General features: G+C 61.6%; 17 protein-coding genes, 1 tRNA gene, 2 rRNA genes and 1 pseudogene (1 of these 21 running past the window's edge). 8 read left to right on the top strand and 13 right to left on the bottom strand.

Features of this window, described 5'->3' with window-relative positions:
• Positions 1 to 15: 15 nt before the first annotated feature.
• Both EL255_RS01385 and EL255_RS01380 read right to left on the bottom strand, forming a co-directional pair.
• A complete protein-coding gene (locus EL255_RS01385) occupies positions 16 to 615 on the bottom strand; it encodes a YhgN family NAAT transporter (RefSeq protein ID WP_042651846.1) in 600 nt (199 codons plus the stop codon).
• A 99-nt stretch (positions 616 to 714) separates the two neighbouring features.
• Positions 715 to 960, bottom strand: a complete 246-nt coding sequence (locus EL255_RS01380; RefSeq protein WP_042651845.1) for a YecH family metal-binding protein — start codon at positions 958 to 960, stop codon at positions 715 to 717.
• 208 nt (positions 961 to 1,168) lie between these two features.
• Between EL255_RS01380 and EL255_RS01375 the strand changes: the two genes are divergently transcribed.
• Entirely contained in the window at positions 1,169 to 2,452 is a 1,284-nt protein-coding gene (locus EL255_RS01375) for a dicarboxylate/amino acid:cation symporter (RefSeq protein ID WP_042651844.1), read from the top strand.
• A 52-nt stretch (positions 2,453 to 2,504) separates the two neighbouring features.
• Here the strand turns inward: EL255_RS01375 and EL255_RS01370 are convergent, their stop codons facing one another.
• Together EL255_RS01370 and EL255_RS01365 are read right to left on the bottom strand one after the other, a co-directional pair.
• Positions 2,505 to 2,819, bottom strand: coding sequence for a putative signal transducing protein (locus EL255_RS01370; RefSeq protein ID WP_042651843.1), 315 nt, complete (start codon positions 2,817 to 2,819; stop codon positions 2,505 to 2,507).
• A gap of 200 nt (positions 2,820 to 3,019) precedes the next feature.
• Positions 3,020 to 3,922, bottom strand: a complete 903-nt coding sequence (locus tag EL255_RS01365; RefSeq protein WP_042651842.1) for a LysR family transcriptional regulator — start codon at positions 3,920 to 3,922, stop codon at positions 3,020 to 3,022.
• A 97-nt stretch (positions 3,923 to 4,019) separates the two neighbouring features.
• Between EL255_RS01365 and EL255_RS01360 the strand changes: the two are divergent.
• A pseudogene (locus EL255_RS01360) lies at positions 4,020 to 5,054 on the top strand (HlyD family secretion protein); the annotation flags it as partial.
• An 89-nt stretch (positions 5,055 to 5,143) separates the two neighbouring features.
• A complete protein-coding gene (locus tag EL255_RS01355; RefSeq protein WP_042651841.1) occupies positions 5,144 to 6,697 on the top strand; it encodes a DHA2 family efflux MFS transporter permease subunit in 1,554 nt (517 codons plus the stop codon).
• 99 nt (positions 6,698 to 6,796) lie between these two features.
• Here EL255_RS01355 and EL255_RS01350 read toward each other — a convergent pair whose 3' ends face one another.
• The gene (locus EL255_RS01350; RefSeq protein WP_042651840.1) at positions 6,797 to 7,423 is read right to left on the bottom strand and encodes a lysoplasmalogenase; all 627 of its coding nucleotides are present in this window, start codon (positions 7,421 to 7,423) and stop codon (positions 6,797 to 6,799) included.
• A gap of 174 nt (positions 7,424 to 7,597) precedes the next feature.
• On the opposite strand from EL255_RS01350, the gene EL255_RS01345 reads away from it, so the two are divergent.
• Positions 7,598 to 7,747 carry a hypothetical protein gene (locus tag EL255_RS01345; RefSeq protein ID WP_126623231.1) on the top strand — a complete coding sequence of 50 codons (150 nt, stop codon included), beginning with the start codon at positions 7,598 to 7,600 and terminating at the stop codon, positions 7,745 to 7,747.
• A 56-nt stretch (positions 7,748 to 7,803) separates the two neighbouring features.
• Here EL255_RS01345 and EL255_RS01340 read toward each other — a convergent pair whose 3' ends face one another.
• The 5 genes from EL255_RS01340 to EL255_RS01320 all read right to left on the bottom strand — a co-directional run bounded on the left by EL255_RS01340 (position 7,804) and on the right by EL255_RS01320 (position 15,226).
• On the bottom strand, positions 7,804 to 10,353 hold the full coding sequence (locus tag EL255_RS01340) for a TRAP transporter permease (RefSeq protein WP_042651839.1): 2,550 nt from the start codon (positions 10,351 to 10,353) through the stop codon (positions 7,804 to 7,806).
• A 101-nt stretch (positions 10,354 to 10,454) separates the two neighbouring features.
• The gene (locus tag EL255_RS01335; RefSeq protein WP_042651838.1) at positions 10,455 to 11,426 is read right to left on the bottom strand and encodes a TAXI family TRAP transporter solute-binding subunit; all 972 of its coding nucleotides are present in this window, start codon (positions 11,424 to 11,426) and stop codon (positions 10,455 to 10,457) included.
• A gap of 537 nt (positions 11,427 to 11,963) precedes the next feature.
• Positions 11,964 to 14,105 (bottom strand): S9 family peptidase, encoded by a 2,142-nt coding sequence (locus EL255_RS01330; protein WP_042651837.1) that lies wholly within the window; start codon positions 14,103 to 14,105, stop codon positions 11,964 to 11,966.
• 317 nt (positions 14,106 to 14,422) lie between these two features.
• Positions 14,423 to 14,854, bottom strand: a complete 432-nt coding sequence (locus EL255_RS01325) for a DUF411 domain-containing protein (RefSeq protein ID WP_042651836.1) — start codon at positions 14,852 to 14,854, stop codon at positions 14,423 to 14,425.
• Positions 14,855 to 14,902: 48 nt separating this feature from the next.
• Entirely contained in the window at positions 14,903 to 15,226 is a 324-nt protein-coding gene (locus EL255_RS01320) for a hypothetical protein (protein ID WP_042651835.1), read from the bottom strand.
• Between the two features lie 274 nt (positions 15,227 to 15,500).
• On the opposite strand from EL255_RS01320, the gene kefF reads away from it, so the two are divergent.
• The 4 genes from kefF to EL255_RS01300 all read left to right on the top strand — a co-directional run bounded on the left by kefF (position 15,501) and on the right by EL255_RS01300 (position 19,683).
• Positions 15,501 to 16,100: a glutathione-regulated potassium-efflux system oxidoreductase KefF gene (gene kefF / locus EL255_RS01315; RefSeq protein WP_042651834.1), complete on the top strand. Its 600-nt coding sequence runs from the start codon at positions 15,501 to 15,503 to the stop codon at positions 16,098 to 16,100.
• Between the two features lie 70 nt (positions 16,101 to 16,170).
• Positions 16,171 to 18,027: a glutathione-regulated potassium-efflux system protein KefC gene (gene kefC / locus EL255_RS01310; RefSeq protein ID WP_042651833.1), complete on the top strand. Its 1,857-nt coding sequence runs from the start codon at positions 16,171 to 16,173 to the stop codon at positions 18,025 to 18,027.
• Positions 18,024 to 18,410 carry a SirB2 family protein gene (locus EL255_RS01305; protein WP_042651832.1) on the top strand — a complete coding sequence of 129 codons (387 nt, stop codon included), beginning with the start codon at positions 18,024 to 18,026 and terminating at the stop codon, positions 18,408 to 18,410. Before kefC ends, EL255_RS01305 begins: the two co-directional genes overlap by 4 nt.
• Positions 18,411 to 18,696: 286 nt before the next feature.
• Positions 18,697 to 19,683 carry a helix-turn-helix transcriptional regulator gene (locus EL255_RS01300; RefSeq protein ID WP_042651831.1) on the top strand — a complete coding sequence of 329 codons (987 nt, stop codon included), beginning with the start codon at positions 18,697 to 18,699 and terminating at the stop codon, positions 19,681 to 19,683.
• A 1,400-nt stretch (positions 19,684 to 21,083) separates the two neighbouring features.
• On the opposite strand, the gene EL255_RS01295 is transcribed toward EL255_RS01300, so the two are convergent.
• The 3 genes from EL255_RS01295 to EL255_RS01285 all read right to left on the bottom strand — a co-directional run.
• Positions 21,084 to 21,160: transfer RNA gene (locus EL255_RS01295), tRNA-Asp, on the bottom strand.
• 97 nt (positions 21,161 to 21,257) lie between these two features.
• A 5S ribosomal RNA gene (rrf, locus tag EL255_RS01290) occupies positions 21,258 to 21,372 on the bottom strand.
• Between the two features lie 124 nt (positions 21,373 to 21,496).
• A 23S ribosomal RNA gene (locus EL255_RS01285) occupies positions 21,497 to 22,979 on the bottom strand (it continues 1,407 nt past the right edge of the window).

Below are 22,979 nucleotides of genomic sequence, written 5' to 3'. Positions count from 1 at the left end.
AAGGCTCCGGCCGGCTTAGCCCTGACCGGTCACGTCCAGATAATGGTGCACGCCGTCGAGCAGCATCTGCACCGAGATCATCACCAGCAGCATCCCCATCAGCCGCTCCACGGCGGTGAGTCCTCGCTCACCCAGCAGCTTGTTGAACACCTCGTAGAACATCAGGATCACGGCGCTGGCGCCCCAGGCTAGCAACAGGGCGAGGGACCAGTCCGCCATCCGGGTCGGCTCCTGATTCGCCAGCAGCAGCAGAGAGGCCAGGATGGAGGGACCCGCGATCATCGGGATGGCCATGGGCACCAGGAAGGGCTCCTCCCCGGCCGCCAGCCCGGTCACCCCGCCCGGGGTCGGGAAGATCATCTTGATGGCGATGAGGAACAGTATTATGCCCCCCGCTATGCTCACCGCCTCCTGGCGCAGATTGAGGAAACTCAGGATCTGCTGACCGGCGAACAGGAAGCCCAGCATGATGGCCAAGGAGAACAGCAGCTCCCGGATCATCACCTTGCGTCGCCGCTTGGGATCGACATGACGCAGGATGGAGAGGAAGACTGGCAGGTTGCCCAGCGGATCCATGATCAAAAACAACATGACGGCAGCGGAGAAAGTATCCATACAACGCCCAGGCTAAGCCTTCAACAGGGGGGAGAGAGGGCGAAATATAACAAAGGGCAGGGGATTCGGCGAGCACCAGGGCTGTGCCCGCCGCGGGGATCAACCGTGCTGGCAGATCTTGTCGGCCCGGGTCTGGAAACCCTGCCCGGATTCGATGAACTTGCCGCGCTTGGCCAGGAAGTCGATCAGGGCCTCGGCATCCATCTCGCTGGCGCTGCAGGTGTGAAAGCGGGCATCGGCGCCGAAGCGGCTGTCGATCGCCTGCTTGAGGCTGGCCCGGGTAAATTGGCCGTCCTGCGCCAGCATCATCTCCATCACTTCGTGACCGTGTATCGATTGAGACATCTCAAACCTCATTAATCATCATATAGGATGCCAATTAAAGCCCGAGTCGGGCCCCCCTATCTTGATGTAAGCCAATAAAGTGCCGATTTCCCGACCTCCGAGCTGGCCGTGAGCGCCACTTTGTCGATAAAGTGGCAACCTGAACAGGGGATGGCTACACTGGCGCCCCTTTTTGCCGTCGCAGTTAGAAAATAAGGACATTGGCGTCATGCTGTTCCATGGATTGGCCCTCAAGCCCTGGCGGATCTGGACCCGCCGCCCGCTCTGGTTGAAGACCCTGATCGGCATGTTGACCGGGATTGGGCTCGGGCTCGGCTTCAGCGAGCAGGCGTTGCTGCTCAAGCCCATCGGCGTCCTGTTCGTCAACACCATACAGATGCTGATGGTGCCCCTCATCTTCTGCTCCGTCATCGCCGGCCTCACCTCCCTGCTCAAGGGCAAGACTCTGGATCGGATCGGCAGCAAGGCCATCGGCCTCTATCTGTGCTCGACCGCCATCGCCATCTGCATCGGACTGATGATGGGCTGGCTGCTGGAGCCCGGCATGGGCGCCAATATGGGGCCTTACGAGCGGACCGGTGTGGTGGTGCAACCGACCCTGGCCAGCGTGCTCAGCCATCTGGTGCCGCGCAACCCGATCCAGGCCATGGTGGATGGCAAGATCCTGCAGGTGATAGTGTTCGCGGTGGCCCTCGCCCTCGCCCTCAACGCCACCGGCCGGCGTGGTCGTCCCGCCATCCGCTTCTTCACCGCCCTGGCGGAGGGCATGTTCAAGCTGACCCAGATGGTGATGGCCCTGGCCCCTTACGGCGTCTGCGCCCTGATGGCCTGGATGACCGGCAAGTACGGGCTGGATCTGCTGCTGCCGCTGCTCAAGGTGATCGGAGCCGTCTACCTCGGCTGCCTGCTGCACGTGCTCGGCGTCTACAGCAGCCTGCTGATCCTGCTGGCTCGCCTCAATCCGCTGCACTACTTCAGAAGCATCCTCGATGCCCAGGCGATCGCCTTCACCAGCAGCTCCAGCAGCACGACCCTGCCCGTCAGCCTAGCCTGCGCCGAACGCCGGCTCGGGGTCTCCCCCGCCATCACCGCCAAGGTGCTGCCCATAGGTGCCACCATCAACATGGACGGCACCGCGCTCTATCAAGGGGTGACGGCGCTGTTCGTGGCGCAGGCGTTTGGCGTGGATCTGCACCTGGTGGATTACCTGACCATCATCAGCATCGCGACCTTGGCCAGCATAGGCACAGCGGGCACCCCGGGCACCGGGCTCATGTTGCTGACCCTGACCCTGACCGCGGTGGGCTTGCCGCTGGAAGGGGTAGCGCTCATCGCCGGCATCGATCGCCTGCTCGACATGGCCCGCACCACGGTCAACGTCTCGGGGGATATTCTGGTGTCCGTGCTGATCGCCCGCAGCGAAGGGGAGCTGGATCTGGCGACCTATCACGACCCCAACGCGGGGGAGGATATCGACTTCACCCTGCGCTGAGACAGGCAAACAAGACCAGGGCCCGCTGGCGGGCCCTGGTGAATGCAAATGATCAGTGATCGTGCGGATCATGGCGGCAACGCCAGCAGATATCGAAGTTGGCGCCGTTCTCCTCCCCGCACTGGCCACAGAGCCAGCCATTGCCCTGGCGCTGCTGGTAACGCTCGATGACCTTGCCCGCCCGGCTGCGATCCTCGGCAGGCACCAGCAGGGTGACCTGCAACAGATCCACCGGCAGCTCCCCCAGCGCGCCCGACAAGCCCTCCCCACTGAGCCGCACCCGCACGCCTTCCACCTCCAATGCCCCTTTCAGCGCGTGGGCCTCCAGCGAATGGGAGGCCCGATACAAGTTAATCCACTGCTCCATATATCCTCTCCTCGCAACCGCTTGTCGATGCACCGACGGCGCCAGCGCCACCATCATTTCAGGGCGCGGGCCTCCAGCGAATGGGAGGCCCGATACAAGTCAATCCACTGTTCCATGTCTCGTTCTCACAACGGCTCGTCTTCATATCATCGTCGTCACGCACCAACCCCGCCAGCGGGAAGCCGTGCATTCGTGCGCCTTCACCGCAGGCTGTCGATGCCGTACTCGGCCCCATTCTCGACCAGAAAGTCGATGAAGACCCGCAACTTGCTCGGCATCAGCCGCCGCTCCGGGAACAGCAGATAGATGGGCACCCTGGGCTGCTGCCAGCCCGGCAACAGGGCCACCAGGGCCCCGCTGGCCAGCTCCTCGTGGCAGATCATGACGGGCAGCGCGGCTATCCCCAGCCCGGCCTTGGCGGCCTCCCTGGCACAGGTGATGTTGTTGACCTGGAAGCGGGAGCGCGGATCCACCAACACCTCCCGCCCCTCTGCCTCGAAGCACCAGTGGGAGGAGAGAAAACCACTGCTGACCGCCACCCGCTCGTGCAGCAACAGATCCTCCGGCCGCGTGATCGGCGGGTTGTTGGCCAGGTAGGCCGGGCTGGCGCAGAGCACGCGATCCGAGCTCCACAGCCGCCGTGCCGCCAGGTTGGAGTCGCTCATGTCACCGATCCGCACTATGGCATCCAGCCCTTCGTTGATGGGATCCACGACTCTGTTGGTCAGCTCCAGATCCACTCGCAGGCCAGGATAGGCCTGCAGGAAGTTGGCCACCAGCCGACCCACCACCAGTTGCCCCGTCTCTATGGGCACGGCCAGCTTGAGGGTGCCGGTCACCTCCTGCTGGCTGGCGCTCAGCATCAGCTCGGCCTGGGTCAGCTCCTCCACCGCCTTGCTGCAGCGCAGGTAGTACTGCTCCCCCGCCTCGGTCAGGGTGAGCTGTCGGGTGGAGCGATAGAGCAGGCGCACGCCGAGCCGCTGCTCCAGCTCGGCGATGCGACGGCTGACCGTCGCCTTGGTCATGCCCAGCTCCCGGGCCGCCGCCGTGAAGGAGCCCTTGTCGACGATGCGCACCAGTATTAAGGCAGCATTTAGGTCCATTGTCCCACCAGTGCAACTGTATATCTCATAAAGCGATACTAATCGAAACAGTCTGCCGATGTTAGCCTGCGCCCCTCAGTTCAGGAAACCCCACACAATGAGTCAACACAAGAAAATCCCCCTGCTGGCCGCCCTGCTGCTGGCCCTGTTCGGCATGCTGTTTGCCGGCTACTGGTATCTGCACGCCCGTTACTTTGAGAGCACCGACAACGCCTATCTGCAGAGCGAGGTGACCGGCATCGGCTCCAAGCTGCCCGGCTACATCAGCCAGGTGCTGGTGACCGACAACCAGGAGGTGAAGGCGGGTCAGCTGATCGCCCGGCTGGACGGTCGGGAATATAAAGCCAAGGTGATCGAGGCCGAGGCCGACCTGCACCTCAACCAGGCGACGGCAGAGAACCTGGCCGCCACCCGCACTCAGCAGCAGAGCCTGATCCGTCAGGCCGAGGCCAAGGTCGCCTCGGCCGAGGCCGAGCAGGTGCGCTCCCAGCAGCAGGTGCATCGTGTCGGCCAGCTCAATCAGCGCCACTACAGCTCCCAGGACAACCTGGACGAGGTGCAGGCCGGCCTGCGCGTCAACCAGGCCCTGCTGCAGGAGGCCAAGGCGGCCCTGCAGGCGGCCCGTGAGCGCCTGCTGGTGCTGGATGCGGAGGCCAAGCAGAATCTGGCCAGACTGGCCCTGAGTGAAGCTCAGCTGGAACAGGCCAGACTGGAACTCGGTTACACCGAGCTGCGGGCCCCGGCCGACGGCATCATCGGCAAGCGCAGCCTGCGGGAAGGGCTCTACGTGCAGTCCGGCATGCAGGTCGCCAGCCTGGTGCCGCTGCAGCAAGTCTGGGTCGAGGCGAACTTCAAGGAGACCCAGTTGCAACACATGCAGCCGGGCCAGAGGGTGGAGGTGATCCTGGATGCCTACCCGGATCAACCGGTCGAGGGCATCATCGACAGCCTGGCCCCCGCCACCGGCGCCAAGTTCGCCCTGCTGCCTCCCGAAAATGCCACCGGCAACTTCACCAAGATAGTGCAGCGGATCCCGGTCAAGATCCGCATCCCCGAGCCGGGCCTGCTGGCCGGCAAGTTGCGGCCGGGCCTCTCCACCGAGGTGATAGTGGATACCCGCACCGCCGCGCCGGACCGGCTGGCAAGCACTGAGCCCGCCGCCCCGGCCAGCGGGGTGAACCTGGACAGCCAGGCCTCTGAAGCCGTGGTGGCCGCCCACTGATGGAACCCATCCCGCGTCGCAACTGGATCGCGGTCATGGGGGGGCTCATCGGCGCCTTCATGGCCATCCTCGACATCCAGATCACCAACGCCTCCCTGAAGGACATTCAGGGGGCCCTGTCGGCCACCCTGAGCGAGAGCTCCTGGATCTCCACCTCCTATCTGGTGGCCGAGATGATCGCCATCCCGCTCAGTGGCTGGCTGAGCCGTGGCCTGAGCGTGCGCCGCTACATGCTGTGGAGCACCGGCGCCTTCATCGTCGCCTCCGTGCTCTGCTCGTTCAGCTGGAACCTCACCAGCATGATCGTCTTCCGGGCCCTGCAGGGCTTCACCGGCGGCGCCCTCATCCCCATGGCCTTCTCCCTGATCATCAGCCTGTTGCCGCTGCACAAGCGCGCCACCGGCATGGCGCTGTTTGGCCTCTGTGCCACCTTCGCGCCCACCATAGGGCCGACCCTCGGCGGCTGGCTGACCGAGCAGTTCTCCTGGCACTACATCTTCTATCTGAACGTGCCGCCCGGCCTGCTGGTGATGGCCATGCTGGCCCATGGCCTGGACCGGAAGCCGGTGGACTGGGAGGTGATCAAGCGGGTGGACCTCATCGGCATCGTCACCATGGCGGTGGGCCTCGGCCTGCTGGAGGTGGTGCTGGAGGAGGGCAACAGAGAGGACTGGTTCGGTTCCAGCTTCATAGTACGGCTCACCGTCATCTCCGTGGTGGCGCTGGTGTTCTTCGTCATCAGCCAGTTGCTGCGGCGCCATCCGCTGGTCAACCTGCGGCTGCTGCACAGCCCGCGGTTCGCGCTGGCCTGCTTCGCCTACCTGGTGCTGGGCATGGGATTGATGGGCTCCATCTATGTGTTGCCGCTCTACATGACCCAGATCCACAACTACAACGCGCTGGAGATAGGTGAGGTGCTGATGTGGATGGGGCTGCCGCAGCTGCTGGTGCTGCCGCTGGTGCCCAAGCTGGTCACCAGGATAGACCCGCGCTATCTGGTGAGCTTCGGCTTCCTGATCTTCGGGGTGAGCTGCTTTATGAACGTGAACATGAGCGCCGACTACGCCGGACCCCAGCTGATCCAGTCGCTGATCGTGCGGGCGCTGGGCCAGCCCTTCGTCATGGTGCCGCTCTCCCTGGTGGCCACCGCCAGCCTGAGCCCGGAGGAGATCCCCTCCTCCTCGACCCTGCTCAACGTGCTGCGCAACCTGGGGGGCGCCTTCGGCATCGCCATCATCGCCACCCTGATCGACAACGATACCCGCATCCATTTCAGCCAGATCAGCAGCACCCTGGCCGCCACCAGCATCGAGGGTCAGAGCTATCTGTTGCAGCTGACCCAGAGCATGATGGCGCAGGGCTCGGGCCCCGAGCTGGCGCAGCAGCAGGCCCAGGCCATGCTCTCCAACACCATCTCGCGGGAGGCGGCCATCATGGCCTACAACCAGGTGTTCTACGTGATGGGGATCTTCCTGCTCATCGCCAGCGCCCTGATGCTGCTGCTCAAGCAGCCGGCCCCCAAGCCGGCCAATGGGGAGCCGCTGGAGTCATGACAATAAAAAAACGGGCCGACTGGCCCGTTTTTTTCTGGCTGGAGATTCTTCATCCCACCCGCCGGATGCGCACTCGCAGGCGAGGGATGACGTCCCGCCCTATCCCGCCAGCGAGGCGGCGATCAGGAACTGGGCGGCGAAGTAGCTGCTCATGATCCAGGCCTTGGCATGGGGGAAGGGCCGGCGGAATCTGTCCAGCGCCAGCATGCTGTCGGAGAACAGGAACATCAGGGCCCCCACCAGTGCGGCGGCGCTGCCCGCCGTCAGGGAGGCATGCCAGGCGCCTGCCGCCACCCAGGCCATGCCGATGATCACCAGCATGTAGCAGAACACCGGGATCTTCATCTCCCCCAGCTGGCCCCACAGCAGGCCGAACACCAGGCCGGCCACCAGCAGCAACATCAGGCCATCCACCAGCTTCAGCACCAGCGGCCCCTGGGCGAAGCCGACGATGTAGCAGAGGTGCGCGACAAGAAATGCCGCCAGTCCCTGGATGAAGCGATCCCTTGGCAGCATCAGCAGCACGTCACCGGCGAGCGACAGGCAGAGGCCGAGCAGGAGCCAGGCATGGGAGCCGTTATGGTCGTCACTCTGGTAACCGAACGCCAAGGCGATGATAAACAGCATGGTCAGCGGCTTGCTGATATAGAACTGACGGGAGTCTGAGCCGTAGGCTGCGCGGATATGCCACCAGCCCGATGCGATGATCAAGAAACTCAATAACATGCCCTGCTCCTCACCGGTTGCTCGCTGTCATACGGCAACCTCTTTAGTGCTCGCAAGAGTAACAAATTCCCCCGCCGAGTGGCAGGGGTGCGCAGCAGATGAGCAGTCTACGCCTAAAGTCTAATTGCCCCGCAGTCATTGCTCGGGCATAAGAAACGAGTCTGAAGGATCACCATGGAACAAGCTATGACCAACTATCTGCCTGCTATCGACATCATGATGTGTCATCTGGGGATCAGCTTCGAGCAAGCCTGCGAGCAGCTGGGCCTGAGCCCGCTGGAACAGCAGAACCTGAGTCTGCTGCAAGAACAGCAGCCAGAGTAACGCCCCAAGAATTGAAAACGGCGCCTTCGAGGCGCCGTTTTTATTGTGGGTGTTGATTAACGCAAGGTTCGTCGCCGCTGTAGCCAGACCACCAGCGCAAACAGCAGGAAGCCAGGCAACCACATCAGCTCCTTGTGCCAGCGTTCGGTGGGCGCCTTGACGGAGAGGATCTCCTGATCGAACTCCATGCCGGCCGCCGCCGCCGGGCTGCCGAAGGTGACGCTGTCGATCAGCGTCTTGCCATCCTGCTCGTACAGGGCCAGCCCCAGGCTGGCGAGACGGGCCTCGCCATCGGCACCGGCCGGCACCGCCAGCAGCACTGTGGATTGGCGCAGCTTGCCCACCGCATCCTCCCCCTGGATCCGCAGCCGCAGGGTGCTCTCCGCCTCCACCTCCCCCAGGGTCTGGGCGAACTGGGCCGGCGCCGTGTCGCTGTAGGGATCGTGCACCATGTCCATCCAGAAGCCGGGACGGAACAGGGTGAAGGCCACCAGCAGCAGCAGCACGCTCTCGTACCAGCGGCTGCGCGCCAGGAACCAGCCCTGGGTCGCGGCGGCGAAGATCAGCATGGCCACGGTGGCCACCATGAAGATCAGCACACCGTGGGCGAAGTCCACGTCGATCAGCAGCAGATCCGTGTTGAAGATGAACAGGAACGGCAGCGCCGCGGTGCGCAGGCTGTAGTAGAAGGCGGTGATCCCGGTCTTGATGGGATCCCCCTTGGAGACGGCCGCCGCCGCGAACGACGCCAGCCCCACCGGCGGGGTCACGTCCGCCATGATGCCGAAGTAGAACACGAACAGGTGCACCGCGATGAGCGGCACTATCAGGCCGTTCTGCTGGCCGAGCGTCACCACCACGGGCGCCAGCAGGCTGGACACCACTATGTAGTTGGCGGTGGTGGGCAGCCCCATGCCGAGGATCAGGCTCAGCAGGGCGGTCAGCAGCAGCATCAGCAGCAGGTTGCCCATGGAGAGGAACTCCACCAGATCCGCCAGCACCAGGCCAACCCCGGTCTGGGAGACGGCACCTACTATGATGCCGGCGGTGGCGGTGGCGATGCCGATGCCGATCATGTTGCGGGCACCGGCCACCAGGCCCTCCCTCAGATCCACCAGGCCATCGCGGGCCGAGCCGTAGTGGTGCTTGCCGTCGGTGCGCAGCCAGTTGAGCAGCGGCCGTTGGGTCAGCAGTATGATGGTCAGCATGACGGTGCCCCAGAAGGCCGACAGCCCGGGCGACAGTCGCTCCACCATCAGGCACCACACCAGCACCACCACCGGCAGCAGGAAGTGCAGGCCAGATAGCAGCACGGCGCGGGTGTTGGGCAGCTCGGTCAGCGGCTGATCCGGATCCTCGGCGGGCAGCGGCTCATTGCTGGCCGCTATCTTGAGCAGTCCCAGATAGGCGGCTACCAGCAGCAGGGCGACCCCCGGCAGGGCATAGTCACCCAGCGCCGGTTTGAGCCAGCCCAGACCGTAATAGACCGCCATCGACAGGCCGCTGATCAGGGCGGCGCCGAAGGCGAAACCGGTCAGGCGGCGCAGCCAGGGCTTGGGTTGGTGGTTGCCGATGGGCTCCATGCCGAGCTTGAGCGCCTCCAGATGCACTATGTAGAGCAGCGCTATGTAGGAGATGGTCGCCGGCAGGAAGGCGTGCTTGATGATCTCGACGTAGGGAATGCCCACGTACTCCACCATCAGGAAGGCGGCGGCCCCCATCACCGGCGGCATGATCTGGCCGTTGACCGAGGAGGCCACCTCGACCGCCCCCGCCTTCTCCTTGGAGAAACCGACCCGCTTCATCATGGGGATGGTGAAGGTGCCGGTGGTGACCACGTTGGCGATGGAGGAGCCGGAGATGACCCCGGTCAGCGCCGAGGCGACCACGGCCGCCTTGGCCGGCCCGCCGCGCAGGTGACCGAGCAGGCTGAAGGCGAGCTGGATGAAGTAGTGACCGGCGCCGGCCCGCTCCAGCAGGGCACCGAACAGCACGAACAGGAACACGAAGCTGGTGGAGACCCCGAGCGCTATGCCGAACACCCCCTCTGTGGTGATCCACTGGTGGTTGGCCAGCGCGGTGAAGCTCACCCCGCGGTGGGCCAGCAGCCCCGGCATCCAGGGACCGGCCAGACTGTAGCCGAGGAACACCAGGGCGATCACCGCCAGGGCGGGCCCAAGGGCACGGCGCGTCGCCTCCAGCAGCAGCGGGATACCGATGCAGGCGGTGACCAGATCCGAGGTGGTGAGATTGCCGGGGCGCTGGGCCAGGGCCTCATACATGACGAACAGATAGGCGGCCGCACCGGCGGCGATCAGGCCGAGGGCGATATCGCCGAGCGGCACCCTATCCCGGGGCGAACGCCGGAAGGCCGGGAACACCAGATAGGCCAGCAGCAGGGCGAAGCTAAGGTGAATGGCGCGGGTTTCGGTATCGTTGAGGACCCCGAAGCCCAGCATGAAGGGCAGCGGAGAGGCGATCCAGAGCTGGAACAGGGACCAGGCCAGCGCCAGCCCCGTGATGAGCCAGCCCATGAGGCCGAGCGGCAGCCGAGCGCCCACGTCCTGGGCGATCAGTTCCTCGGTAGAGAGTTGTTTTTCTTGCATAGGGTTAACTTGTGCCTACGAGTACAACGACACGACACCCGCTACCGCGGCAGGGCGGCAGACGGGTGTCGAAGAGACGATAGAGGCCCTTGAGCCTGCGATCAGAGCCAGCCGCGCTCTTTGTAATAGCGGGCGGCGCCTTCATGCAGCGGGGCTGAGAGACCCACCTTGATCATGTCGGCTTCCTTCAGATCGGCGAAGGCCGGGTGCAGACGCTTGAAGCGATCCAGGTTGTCGAACACCGACTTGACCAGCTGATAGACCACTTCCGGATCGGCCTTGGCGCTGGTGGAGAGCACCGCCTTGCCGCCGATGGACGGGGTCGGTTGGTCGCTGCCCTTGTAGAGGCCACCGGGGATCTCGGCCTTGGTGTAGTAGCTCTTCTCGGCCAGCAGCTTGTCGATGTCGGCCCCGGTCACCGGCACCAGCACGGCGTCCGTGGTGGTGGAGGCCTCCTGGATGGCCCCGTTCGGGTGACCGACGAAGTAGCTCATGGCATCGATGTTGTTGTCACCCAGCGCCGAGGCCTGCTCGGCCGGCTTCAGCTCGGAGACCAGCCCGAAGTCGCTCTTCTGCCAGCCCTTGACCGCCATGATCTCTTCCATGGTGTCGCGCTGGCCCGAGCCCGGGTTGCCGATGTTGACGCGCTTGCCCTTCAGATCGTCGAAGCTGGCGATCTTGGCGTCGCGCCGGGCCAGTATGGTGAACACCTCGCTCTGCAGGGAGAAGACGGCGCGCATGTCGTCCATGGCCCCCTCGGCCTGGAAGGGGGGCAGCCCCTTCATCGCCTTGTACTGGTGGTCGGACTGCATGATGCCGAAGTTGAATTCACCACTGCGGATGCCGTTGACGTTGGCCACCCCGCCGCCGCTGGCCGGGGCGTTGCATTTGATCTGGTGATCGGCGGCGCCGCGATTGAGGAAACGACAGATAGACTGACCCGCCACGTAGTAGACCCCGGTCTGACCGCCGGTACCGATCGTCACGAAGCGTTCCTGTGCCTGGACCTGGCCGCCGAAGGAGACGCCAACCAGGGCAGCCGACAAGGCGCACGCCAAGGATAATCCTTTCATGTTTTCCATCCTTTTCATTGATTTATCTCACCCGATTCCCGGGTGAATATGAGACGGACCCGCATCAAGACTGGGTCCGCCTATATGACCTCATATGAGGAAAGGGTCGAGCGCCAACGGCTCTTCCCAAAGCCACCATCATCCTGCGGTGAGATAATCAGCGTCATGCCGATCGAGGGCGATTCGACCAGAAAAGGGTCGGATCAAAAGTGGTAACCCCTTGATTAGGCACATAGTGCCAACATAAATCAAACAAAATGGCAAAATGCTGGATTTAAATAGCGAGAAATTTGAACTGGATCATCAATTAATAGGTCATGGATTAATTGGATCTGTTCATGCAGGCAGAGGGAAAATGGAGGGGAGATTCTTTTGCAGCCCTTGGCTGGCAAGGGCCTCAAGCTTGGTGGCTTATGGGTTTGGCTGCGAGATAAAAACACAGGCCGGTGGGTTGCCCTCACCGGCCTGTTCTCATCTGCGGATCGGCGCCGTCCCAGGCACCAGAGTCGCGTTCAGCAACAACCGCTTAGCCTTTTCTCATGCCTTCGGCTTGGCCAGATCCAGAATAAAGGCAAACTCCAGCGCTATGTCCTCATAGGCCTTGAAGCGGCCCGACTTGCCGCCGTGCCCGGCATCCATGTCGGTGCTGAGCAGCAGCTTGTTGTCGTCGGTCTTCAGCTCCCGCAGCTTGGCGACCCACTTGGCCGGCTCCCAGTACTGCACCTGGGAGTCGTGCAGCCCGGTGGTGACCAGCAGGTTCGGGTAGGCCTGCGCCTTGACCTGGTCATAGGGGCTGTAGGCCTTCATGTAGTCGTAGTAGCGCTTCTGGTTCGGGTTGCCCCACTCGTCGTACTCCCCGGTGGTGAGCGGAATGGACTCATCCAGCATGGTAGTGACCACGTCCACGAACGGTACCTGAGCCACTACACCACGGTAGAGCTGGGGCGCCTGATTGATGACGGCCCCCATCAGCAGGCCGCCGGCGCTGCCGCCCATGGCGTAGACCTGCTCCCTGGCGCCATAGCCCTGGCTCACCAGCGCCTCGGTCACGTCGATGAAGTCGTGGAAGCTGTTCTGTTTTTTAAGCAGCTTGCCATCCTCATACCAGCCGCGACCCAGCTCCTCGCCACCCCGGATGTGGGCGATGGCGTAGACGAAGCCGCGATCCAGCAGGCTCAGGCGAGAGGTGCTGAAGTCGGGATCCATGCTGGCGCCGTAGGAGCCGTAGCCATACACCAGCAGCGGGTTCTGACCATCCTGCTTGAACATATCCTTGCGATAGACCAGCGACACCGGCACGGCCACGCCGTCGCGGGCCGTCACCCACAGCCGCTCGCTGGCATAGAGCGCCGGCTTGAAGCCCGCCACCGCCTGCTGCTTGAGCAGGGTGCGCTTGCCGCTGTCCATGTTGAGCTCATAGGTGGACGAGGGGGTGGTCATGGAGGAGTAGCCATAGCGCAGCTCGCTGGTCTCCGGCTCCGGGTTGAAGGCGAGCCAGGTGACATAGGCGGGATCGTCGAAGGCGATCTCTTTTTGCTCGCCACTCTGCCAGTTGACCTGACGCAGCCGGGTCAACCCCTTGCTGCGCTCCTCCAGCACCAGCCAATCCTTGAACAGGGCGTAGCTCTCCAGCAGCACGTCCGGATTGGGGGCTATGACCGCCTTCCAGCGATCCACCGGGCTCTCCTTAGTCTCGTACAGGCCGAAGTTCTTGCCATCCTTGTTGGATCGCACGTAGAAGCGGCCACGGTAGTGGTCCAGGCTGTATTCGTGATCCACCTGACGGGGCAGGAACAGCCGCGGCGCCTGGGTCGGGGTGTTGGCGTCGATGAGCCGCGCCTCCCCCGTGGTGGTACTGGAGAGCGCGATGACGATGAAGTCTTCCGAGGTGGTGGCGTAGAGGCTGACATAGAAGGTGTCATCCTTCTCCTCATAGACCAGCTGATCCTTGGCCGGGTCCGAGCCGAGCTCGTGGCGATAGACCTGATAGGGCAGCAGGGTCTTGGGGTGCTTGCGCACGTAGAACACCGTCTTGCTGTCGTTGGCCCACACCAGGTTGCCCGAGGTGTTTTCCAGTTTGTCGCTCGCCCACTTGCCGCTCTCCAGATCGAGGAACTGGATCTGGTACTGACGACGGGAGAGGAAGTCTTCCGCCACCGCCAGCCAGCGGTTGTTGCGGCTCACCTCCAGCGCGCCCAGAGAGTAAAACTCGTGCCCCTCGGCGCGCTGGTTGCTGTCCAGCATCAGGCTGGCGTCCTTCTCTCCCAGCTTGGTGCGGGAGTAGATGCCGTACTCCTTGCCCGGCTCGTAGCGGGTCTGGTAGCGGTAGCCGTTCTTCACATAGGGCACCGACTCATCCTGCTGGGGAATGCGGGCCACCATCTCCTTGTAGAGCTGATCGCGCAGTGGCTTGGTCGGTTTGAGCATGGCCTCGGTGTAGGCGTTTTCGGCCTTGAGATAATCCAGCACCTCGGGCTTCTGGCGCTCGTCATCCCGCAGCCAGTAGTAGTTGTCGACCCGGACATCCCCATGTTTCTTCATGGAGTGCGGGTGTTTGGCGGCCACGGGCGGCTGGATAGGGGTTTCGCTTGTCGGCATGGCGGACTCTTCATTGGCATAGGAACAGGGAACGGCGGCCAGGCAAGCCAGCAGCAGAAGCCCTCGGGAAAAGGTGAACATGTCGCATCCTTTGCGCGGTAGCAGGGTAGGCGGCCGGGTATTAGCGCCATAAACTGACGATCGCTCTGCTGCCGGTCACCCTGTTTGCGTGGTAACGAGGCTAGCAAATCTGGCTCTCAACCCCGTGATCATAAATTGGCGATCAATCTGCCCCTTGTCGCTCTGGGTTGCAAGTGATCCCCAAACATTCGGCCAAAAACCACGGAAAAGGGCCGCCATCCTGCGATGACGGCCCTCTCGTGCTGGCCATGAGCGACACGGGTTCGCTCAGGTGTGCCTCACATGATGGAGTAGTGTCTGCTCATGACCAGGGTGCGTCAGCCGGGGTAGCTCGACCAGACCTTGGTCGCGCCCTCCTCGCTGATGCTCAGCACCTGATAGGGCTGACCCGGAATATCCATGCCAGGCGCACTCTGGGGCATGCCCGGAATGGTCAGGCCGCGGATCGCCGGTTTTTCCTTGAGCAGCTTCTGCACGTCGGCGGCGGGTACATGCCCCTCCACCACATAGCCGTTCACCACCCCGGTGTGGCAGGACGCCAGCTGCGGGGTGATACCGTATTGCTGCTTGATGGGATCGAGCTGCTCGGTTTCGACGACCTTGACCTCAAAGCCGTTCTCTTCCATGTGCTTGATCCAGGTCTTGCAGCAGCCGCAATACTGGGACTTGTAGACGGTCATCTGCTCCGCCGCCAGGGCAGAGAAGCTGACGGTACCGGCCAGCACGGCCAGTAACAGGGACTTGTACATAACTCACCTCAGATAAGAAGAAATACCCAAAAAACAGGGGGACTCGACTCAACGGAACTGGCGAGGGGGGCGTTCGAGCCGCTCGAGCGGCGCGTCCGGCATGAACAGGGAGGGGGAGATGAAACGCGGAGCGTCCGGCTCCAGCACGGCGACCGTCAGGTCGCCGCCGGTGAGCACCGTCATGGCGAGCGCCGAAGTGAAGCTGCCGCAGGGCATGGCTTTCTCCAGGGTGCGCTCACTCTGGCTGCAATGGGGCGTCAGGGTGCAGAGATCGGTCGCCGCCCGGCTGCCAAACGACATCAACACCATCAGCAGACTCCACAGGGGGAGCCAGCGGCGGGCGCGAGCGAGTTGGCGACGGGTCAGAACCATGACATGACTCAGTAATCAAAGGAGGCCTATGGTAACCCTTGGCCCTGGGGGAGGGTCAAGCCTCCCCCCTGCGGCAGATCAAAAGAGGATGAGATAGGGGATGGGACATGACACACTGGGCCAGGCTGAGCGGTGCCAAAAGAACCGCCTCTGTCGGGCGACACGCCCGCCGCCATCCGCCCTGACACTGGCGGGAACAGGCACTTCTTGATAACGTCGCTGCTCGATGCATCTTCTTTTCGCGGACAAGAGTCTCCTCTCAGGTTATGACCCCATGAAACGCATTCTGGTTATCTTCTCACACCCGGCGCTGCAGAGTTCCAGGGCCAACAAACAGCTGCTGCAGGCGATCGAAGGCCTGGATGGCGTCACAGTACACGACCTCTACCATCGCTACCCGGACATGTTCATCGACGTGAAGCGCGAGCAGACGCTGCTGATGGAGCACGATCTCATCGTCTTCCAGCACCCCTTCTACTGGTACTCCTGCCCGGCCATCATGAAGGAGTGGATGGATCTGGTGCTGGAGTACGGCTACGCCTATGGCCCCGAGGCCCATGCGCTCGCAGGCAAGCAGTGGCTGAGCGCCATCACCACAGGCGGTGCCCCCGAATCCTACTGCAGCGCGGGTTACAACAACCGGCCGCTGCTCGACTTCCTGCTGCCCTTCCAACAGACGGCGCAGCTGTGCGGCATGAGCTGGCTACCGCCCTTCGTGCTCCACTCCTTTCACAAGCTCAAGGATCCCCAGGCGCTGTACCGCTGCGGGCAGGATTATCGTCAACTGCTGTGCGCCCTGCGCGACGAGCGACTGACCCCCGCCCAGCTCGGCGAGAGCGCCTATCTGCGTGACCTGCTGGAGGTGCTCTCATGAAACACGCTCAGCTATTTTGCCGACTCGATGAGCAGAGCCGGACAGCCAGGTTCGAAGGGAGGGCCGACTAATGGGACATGGATTGCTGTTCGATGCGCTGATCTATCTCTCGGCGGCGGTGCTCGCCGTGCCGCTCGCCAAGCGCTGGGGGCTGGGCTCGGTGCTCGGCTACCTGCTGGCGGGCATCATCATAGGCCCCTTCCTGCTGGGCCTGGTGGGTGAGCAGAAGGATGTGATGCACTTCGCCGAGTTCGGCGTAGTGCTGATGCTGTTCCTGGTCGGGCTGGAGCTCAAGCCCGCCCTGCTGTGGCAGCTCAAGGGGCCCATCCTCGGCACCGGTGGCCTGCAGGTACTGCTCACCACCGCCGCCCTGACCGGGGTGGCTTGCCTCATCGGTCTGCCCTGGCAACAGGGGCTCGCCATCGGCCTCATCCTGGCGCTCTCCTCTACCGCCATCGTCCTGCAGAGCCTGCAGGAGCGCAAGCTGATGCAGAGCGAGAGCGGGCGCTCCGCCTTTGCGGTGCTGCTGTTCCAGGACATCGCAGTGATCCCCATACTGGCGATCCTGCCGCTGCTGGCCATCAACCCTGTGGTCAATAACGGCAACCCGGATCTGGCGGGCTGGCAGCACGGGCTGCTGGTGGTCGCCGCCATCGCCGGCATAGTGCTGGGCGGCCATTACCTGATGCGGCCGGTGTTTCGCGCCATCGCCCAGTCCCACATGCGGGAGATCTTCGTCGCCGCCGCCCTGCTGCTGGTCATCGCCATCGCGGTGCTGATGGAGTCGGTGGGGCTCTCCCCCGCCCTTGGCTCCTTCCTCGCCGGCGTGGTGCTGGCGGACAGCGAGTATCGCCACGAACTGGAGGCGGACATAGAGCCGTTCAAGGGGCTGCTGCTCGGCCTCTTCTTCATGTCGGTGGGGGCCGGCATCGACTTCGGCCTGTTTGCCGCGCATCCCCTGCTCATTCCGGCCCTGGTGATCGGCCTGATGGTCCTGAAGTGGCTGGTGCTGATGGCGCTGGGCCTCATCATCCGCATCTCGCCCGGCCAACGCTGGACCTTCGGGCTGGCGCTGGCGCAGGGGGGGGAATTTGCCTTCGTGCTGTTCTCGTTCGCCACCCAGAACAAGGTGCTGCCGAGCGAGACCATCTCGCTGCTGACCCTGGTGGTTGCACTCTCCATGGCGCTGACGCCCTTGCTGCTGATCCTCAACGACAGGGTGATCCAGCCCTGGTTTGACTACCGCAACCAGGCCGACGTGCCGCAACACGAGCAGCCCGAGCTGGTCGAACACCCCGTCATCATCGCCGGCTTCGGCCGCTTCGGTCAGATCGTGGGCCGTCTGCTGCATGGCCACGGCATCGGCACCACCATACTCGAGCAGGATGCCAGCCAGATCGAGATGTTGCGCAAGTACGGTTATCAGGTCTTCTATGGCGATGCCAGCCGGCTCGATCTGCTGCACGCCGCCGGCGCCCACAAGGCCAAGCTGCTGGTGCTCTCCGTCAACGATCCGGCCACTTCGATCGCCGTCATCGAGATGGTGAAGAAACACTTCCCGCACCTTAAAATACTGGCGCGCGCCCAGGACAGACCCCACGCCCACGAGATCCTGCGCCAGGGGGTCGACAGCGTGCACCGGGAAACCCTGGGCTCAGCCGTGGATCTCGGGGTGGAGGCCCTGACCCAGCTGGGATTCCGGGCCAACCAGGCCTGGCGCGCCGGCCAGATGTTCAAGCAGTATGACAACCGGTTGCTGCGGGAGCAGGTCAACTATCTGGACGACGAGCACACCTATATCAACAAGAGCCTGCAATACCGGGAGATCCTCTCCGATCTGCTGCAAGACGATCAGGAAGGACAGGAGCGTACCCACGCCCACAACTGGAACAGCGGTCTGCCCGACAACGACAAGGAAGCAATATGATTGCCTATTACCCCCTGCTCAAACACCTGCACATGACCCTGGCCCTGATCAGCGTGCTGCTGTTCCTCTATCGCTGGTGCCTTGCCCTCGGCGGCAGCCCGCGCCTGCAACAGAAATGGCTCAAGGTCCTGCCCCACATCAACGACACCCTGCTACTGCTGTTCGGGCTGGTGCTGGCGGTGACCCTGCAGATGAGCCCGGGCCAGCAACCCTGGCTGATGGCCAAGCTGATCGCCCTGGTGCTCTACATCGGGCTAGGCGTCATGGCGCTCAAGCGTCCTTACCGTACTCAGAAGCTGATCGCCGGCCTGGCGGCCCTTGCCGTGTTCGGTTACATGGTGGGTGCCGCCATCACCAAGTCTGCCTGGTCCTGGCTGGTCTGAAGCAACGCCCCGTAGCGGTGAGGGCTCTGCCCTCACCGCATCTCCCTCCCTCCATTTCCAGCCTCTTTTATCCCCCAGCCGACAAGGGCAACCCTGCACTCCATCTTTTTTTGGCTAAAAACAGGCCTCAAACAACCCCTTTCAATATCGATTTAATGATTTATATCAATTGGTTATCTCATCTTGTATGAAAATGGCGACAGTTGTCGCAGCAAAACTTGCGACATATACTGTCGCAAGTCATGGCTAGGATACACTCAACGCTAAACCAGTGAAGGCATGCACCATGAGTAAGAAGCTGTTACGACAACTGACCTTGGCGCGTTGCATCCCGCACCGCCCTTACAAGCTGACCGCCAGCCAACTCCAGGTAAAACTGGAAGAAGAAGGCATACACGTCAGTCTGCGTACCGTGCAACGGGATCTGGAAGAGATGTCCGGCATGGGGTTGTTCGACCTCACCTCGGACGAGCGCAGCAAACCGCACGGCTGGTGCTTTGAGCGCCATGGTCTCAATGACTTTGCCAACATCATGCCGCTCTCCCTGGCAGTGGCGCTGAAAACCTGGAGTGACCAGGCGAGCCAGCTGCTGCCGGCGAGCGTATTGACCGAATTGAACCCGCTGGTCGACAAGGCCGGCCAGGTGATCCGCGACAGCCAGAGCGAGCTGGCGGAACGTTGGCTCGAGAGCGTGCATCAGTCTCCTCGTCCCTTTGCCGGCAACCCGGAGATCCGTCGCAGCACCCTGATCCGCGACGCCCTGTGGCGTGGTCGCAAATTCAGTGCCGAGATCCAGCGTGTCATCAAGGAACGTACCGTGTGGCTGTGCTATGACCGCATCAATCCGCTCGGTATCCTGAACCAGCCGGATGGCCCGACCCTGCTCTGCACCCTGTCCGAGCTGGATCCCAAGGTGTATGGCATCCCGTTCGATCACATCAAGAACGTGGAACTGACCAACTTCAGCGCCACCCAGCCGAAGGAGTTCAACATCCAGAAGCTGATCCGCGATCAGGGCTATCAGGACGTCAGCGGCCCGATCCGCTTCGTTGGTCGTATCGATGCCAACTGCCCGACCCTGATAGATGGGCAGATCCCGGGCCACAACCCGCGCATGACCCGCTACGACAAACGCAGCGTGGTGGTAGAGACCGAGGTGCAAGATACGCCCGAGTTCCGCTCCTGGCTGAACAACATGAGTGGCAACTTGGAAGTTCTTGCCCCCGAGTCACTGCGCAAGGCCTACCCGACGCCGGGTACCCGGGTCAGCTGATAGCACTCTGTCATTGATAATGAAAAGCCGAGCCTCGTCTCGGCTTTTTTGTATGCTTTTCAGGCATATTCGTTCAATTAATTTTTAACTCTTACACCCCTGATTGAGCACTCTGTACCATCGTTTTCCTCCCTCAATCTGGTTGTGAGAGATCCGCCATTCCCCCTGTAAGACCCCTCAGTGTTGAACCGTACGTGAAGCCATCCCGGGAGCGTTATGCTTTCTTAAGAAACTAACTAACATCATGATATATAAGAAAACTAATCCTCTCTGTGCAATAACTATCCAGTAGTGGGCGACGCCTTATGGTGCTCCGCGCCTTGTTCCTGCTCACGATTGCCTTAGTATGGGTCTCACAAGGACGGCGCTGGTTCGGCAGGATGCAGAGGTAGCGCATAAAGGGAACACCTCAGGATGAGGCTGATAACCCGGATGGTTATCACAAGGATCGACAGGACAACCGCAGGATGCGGTGGTGGATACCTCGGGACGAGGCAGAGTGGTACGGATTACCGCTCTTCAGGATGAAAGGAACCTCGCCGGAGGCGAAAGGAATGGCTTCAGGATGAAGCGAGATGACCAGGGTGGTTATCTGTCAGGAAGACGCAAGGAACACCACGGGATGTGGTAACGGACACCTCCAGGATGGAGAAGGTGAAGCAATCAGGAGCGATTGCCAGGCTAGGATGGCCACAGGACACCTCAACGGATTGGGAAGGGGATAATCCGAAGGACAGGATAGAGTCAGGGATTGCAGGGAGCATGGCAGTTCATGGACTGGACTAGATGACTTGAGGGGACGGCAACCGCCGTCCCCTTTTCTTTATGCCTGGCATCAGGGGTTAGCAGCTCCGTCGCTATAACCACCGATCCCACACCGCCATGCCATTATTGCCGCTCGACCAGGCAACCAGAACGCCCCATCCCCGTTAATTCTTTCACTGGCATGCTGATCGCGGCGGCCTTAACCAGCCATTAAAACCACATGTAGGGCACCATCAGGCTGACCCTGTCCTTGGCTAGCCGACCATCTGACGACCTTTCTAGAGCATTATGCTCTGTAGTTATACGGTGAAACTTACCCAGACTTTGGTTTGCACACTGCCCAGAACCGCTCATATTGCCACTCTGCAATTTTACTAGATCGCTTGAGCCCCAAGGCCTGCAGACTATGTCAATGCGCATGGCCCCCTCCATAGAGCCCTCCCCTTTTAACCGCATCGACTTGAATGCTTCTGGGTAACGCTGGTTGCTCCTAACCCCTGTAGTTGTCTCACTCCAAGGCTCTGGGGTGATGCAAACAGGCCGCCGAGGCAAGGCAGCTGAGGGTAAGATCGGGGAGATTTGGCAAATTACAGGCATGAAAAAAGCCCAGTCTTTCGACTGGGCTTCTTAATCATTGGCGGAGCGGACGGGACTCGAACCCGCGACCCCCGGCGTGACAGGCCGGTATTCTAACCAACTGAACTACCGCTCCGCAATTTGGCTAGCTTCTGCTAAATCGTCTGCCGTTTCAGCGAGGTGTCATCCTCTCGGCACAACATCGTACTGCGCACAATGTCGTCTAATTAGGTGCCTGGCAGTGTCCTACTCTCGCATGGCGAATGCCACACTACCATCGGCGCTACCGCGTTTCACTTCTGAGTTCGGCATGGGATCAGGTGGTTCCACGGCGCTATGGCCGCCAGGCAAAAACTTCAATCTCGGAAAGCTGACGTGAATAACGACTAAGCGCTTAGCTTGGTCACTATCACTGAATTAAGTAAGTAGTTCTTCATCTGCTACAAGGCCCAGAACACTTCTTGGGTGTTGTATGGTTAAGCCTCACGGGTAATTAGTATGGGTTAGCTCAACACGTCGCCGCGCTTACACACCCCACCTATCAACGTTGTGGTCTCCAACGGCCCTTTAGGACCCTCAAGGGGTCAGGGATGACTCATCTCAGGGCTCGCTTCCCGCTTAGATGCTTTCAGCGGTTATCGATTCCGAACTTAGCTACCGGGCAGTGCCACTGGCGTGACAACCCGAACACCAGAGGTTCGTTCACTCCGGTCCTCTCGTACTAGGAGCAACTCCCTTCAATCATCCAACGCCCACGGCAGATAGGGACCGAACTGTCTCACGACGTTCTGAACCCAGCTCGCGTACCACTTTAAATGGCGAACAGCCATACCCTTGGGACCGACTTCAGCCCCAGGATGTGATGAGCCGACATCGAGGTGCCAAACACCGCCGTCGATATGAACTCTTGGGCGGTATCAGCCTGTTATCCCCGGAGTACCTTTTATCCGTTGAGCGATGGCCCTTCCATTCAGAACCACCGGATCACTATGACCTACTTTCGTACCTGCTCGACCTGTCCGTCTCGCAGTTAAGCTGGCTTATGCCATTGCACTAACCTCCTGATGTCCGACCAGGATTAGCCAACCTTCGTGCTCCTCCGTTACTCTTTGGGAGGAGACCGCCCCAGTCAAACTACCCACCAGGCACTGTCCGCGAGCCCGATTCAGGGCCCTGCGTTAGAACATCAAACATACAAGGGTGGTATTTCAAGGACGGCTCCAGCGCAACTGGCGTCACGCCTTCAAAGCCTCCCACCTATCCTACACATGTAGGTTCAATGTTCAGTGCCAAGCTGTAGTAAAGGTTCACGGGGTCTTTCCGTCTAGCCGCGGGTACACCGCATCTTCACGGCGAATTCGATTTCACTGAGTCTCGGGTGGAGACAGCATGGCCATGGTTACACCATTCGTGCAGGTCGGAACTTACCCGACAAGGAATTTCGCTACCTTAGGACCGTTATAGTTACGGCCGCCGTTTACCGGGGCTTCGATCAAGAGCTTCGCTTGCGCTAACCCCATCAATTAACCTTCCGGCACCGGGCAGGTGTCACACCCTATACGTCCACTTTCGTGTTTGCAGAGTGCTGTGTTTTTGATAAACAGTCCCAGCCATCTGGTCACTGCGACTCCCAACTGCTCCATCCGCAAGGGACTTCACTGTCAAGAGCGAACCTTCTCCCGAAGTTACGGTTCTATTTTGCCTAGTTCCTTCACCCGAGTTCTCTCAAGCGCCTTGGTATTCTCTACCCGACCACCTGTGTCGGTTTGGGGTACGATGACTTGTAATCTGAAGCTTAGAGGCTTTTCCTGGAAGCATGGCATCAATGGCTTCACCACCGTAGTGGCTTCGTCTCGTGTCTCAGCGTTGCATCTCCGGATTTGCCTAGAGATACCGCCTACGCACTTTCACCAGGACAACCGTCGCCTGGCCCACCTAGCCTTCTCCGTCCCCCC

Source organism: Aeromonas encheleia (assembly GCF_900637545.1).
GTDB lineage: Bacteria > Pseudomonadota > Gammaproteobacteria > Enterobacterales > Aeromonadaceae > Aeromonas > Aeromonas encheleia.
Note: the sequence above shows the minus strand (reverse complement) of the source record. Positions and strands in the feature narration are given on the sequence as shown.

Excerpts from the sequence above, each read along its gene's own strand:
- EL255_RS01370 (WP_042651843.1), bottom strand. The coding sequence starts at position 2,819 with ATGGAGCAGTGGATTAACTTGTATCGGGCCTCCCATTCGCTGGAGGCC.
- EL255_RS01380 (WP_042651845.1), bottom strand. The coding sequence starts at position 960 with ATGTCTCAATCGATACACGGTCACGAAGTGATGGAGATGATGCTGGCG.
- kefC (WP_042651833.1), top strand. The coding sequence starts at position 16,171 with ATGGGACATGGATTGCTGTTCGATGCGCTGATCTATCTCTCGGCGGCG.
- EL255_RS01330 (WP_042651837.1), bottom strand. The coding sequence starts at position 14,105 with ATGTTCACCTTTTCCCGAGGGCTTCTGCTGCTGGCTTGCCTGGCCGCC.
- EL255_RS01345 (WP_126623231.1), top strand. The coding sequence starts at position 7,598 with ATGGAACAAGCTATGACCAACTATCTGCCTGCTATCGACATCATGATG.
- EL255_RS01320 (WP_042651835.1), bottom strand. The coding sequence starts at position 15,226 with ATGGTTCTGACCCGTCGCCAACTCGCTCGCGCCCGCCGCTGGCTCCCC.
- EL255_RS01300 (WP_042651831.1), top strand. The coding sequence starts at position 18,697 with ATGAGTAAGAAGCTGTTACGACAACTGACCTTGGCGCGTTGCATCCCG.
- EL255_RS01325 (WP_042651836.1), bottom strand. The coding sequence starts at position 14,854 with ATGTACAAGTCCCTGTTACTGGCCGTGCTGGCCGGTACCGTCAGCTTC.
- EL255_RS01375 (WP_042651844.1), top strand. The coding sequence starts at position 1,169 with ATGCTGTTCCATGGATTGGCCCTCAAGCCCTGGCGGATCTGGACCCGC.
- EL255_RS01350 (WP_042651840.1), bottom strand. The coding sequence starts at position 7,423 with ATGTTATTGAGTTTCTTGATCATCGCATCGGGCTGGTGGCATATCCGC.
- EL255_RS01385 (WP_042651846.1), bottom strand. The coding sequence starts at position 615 with ATGGATACTTTCTCCGCTGCCGTCATGTTGTTTTTGATCATGGATCCG.
- EL255_RS01355 (WP_042651841.1), top strand. The coding sequence starts at position 5,144 with ATGGAACCCATCCCGCGTCGCAACTGGATCGCGGTCATGGGGGGGCTC.
- EL255_RS01335 (WP_042651838.1), bottom strand. The coding sequence starts at position 11,426 with ATGAAAGGATTATCCTTGGCGTGCGCCTTGTCGGCTGCCCTGGTTGGC.
- EL255_RS01340 (WP_042651839.1), bottom strand. The coding sequence starts at position 10,353 with ATGCAAGAAAAACAACTCTCTACCGAGGAACTGATCGCCCAGGACGTG.
- EL255_RS01305 (WP_042651832.1), top strand. The coding sequence starts at position 18,024 with ATGATTGCCTATTACCCCCTGCTCAAACACCTGCACATGACCCTGGCC.
- EL255_RS01365 (WP_042651842.1), bottom strand. The coding sequence starts at position 3,922 with ATGGACCTAAATGCTGCCTTAATACTGGTGCGCATCGTCGACAAGGGC.
- kefF (WP_042651834.1), top strand. The coding sequence starts at position 15,501 with ATGAAACGCATTCTGGTTATCTTCTCACACCCGGCGCTGCAGAGTTCC.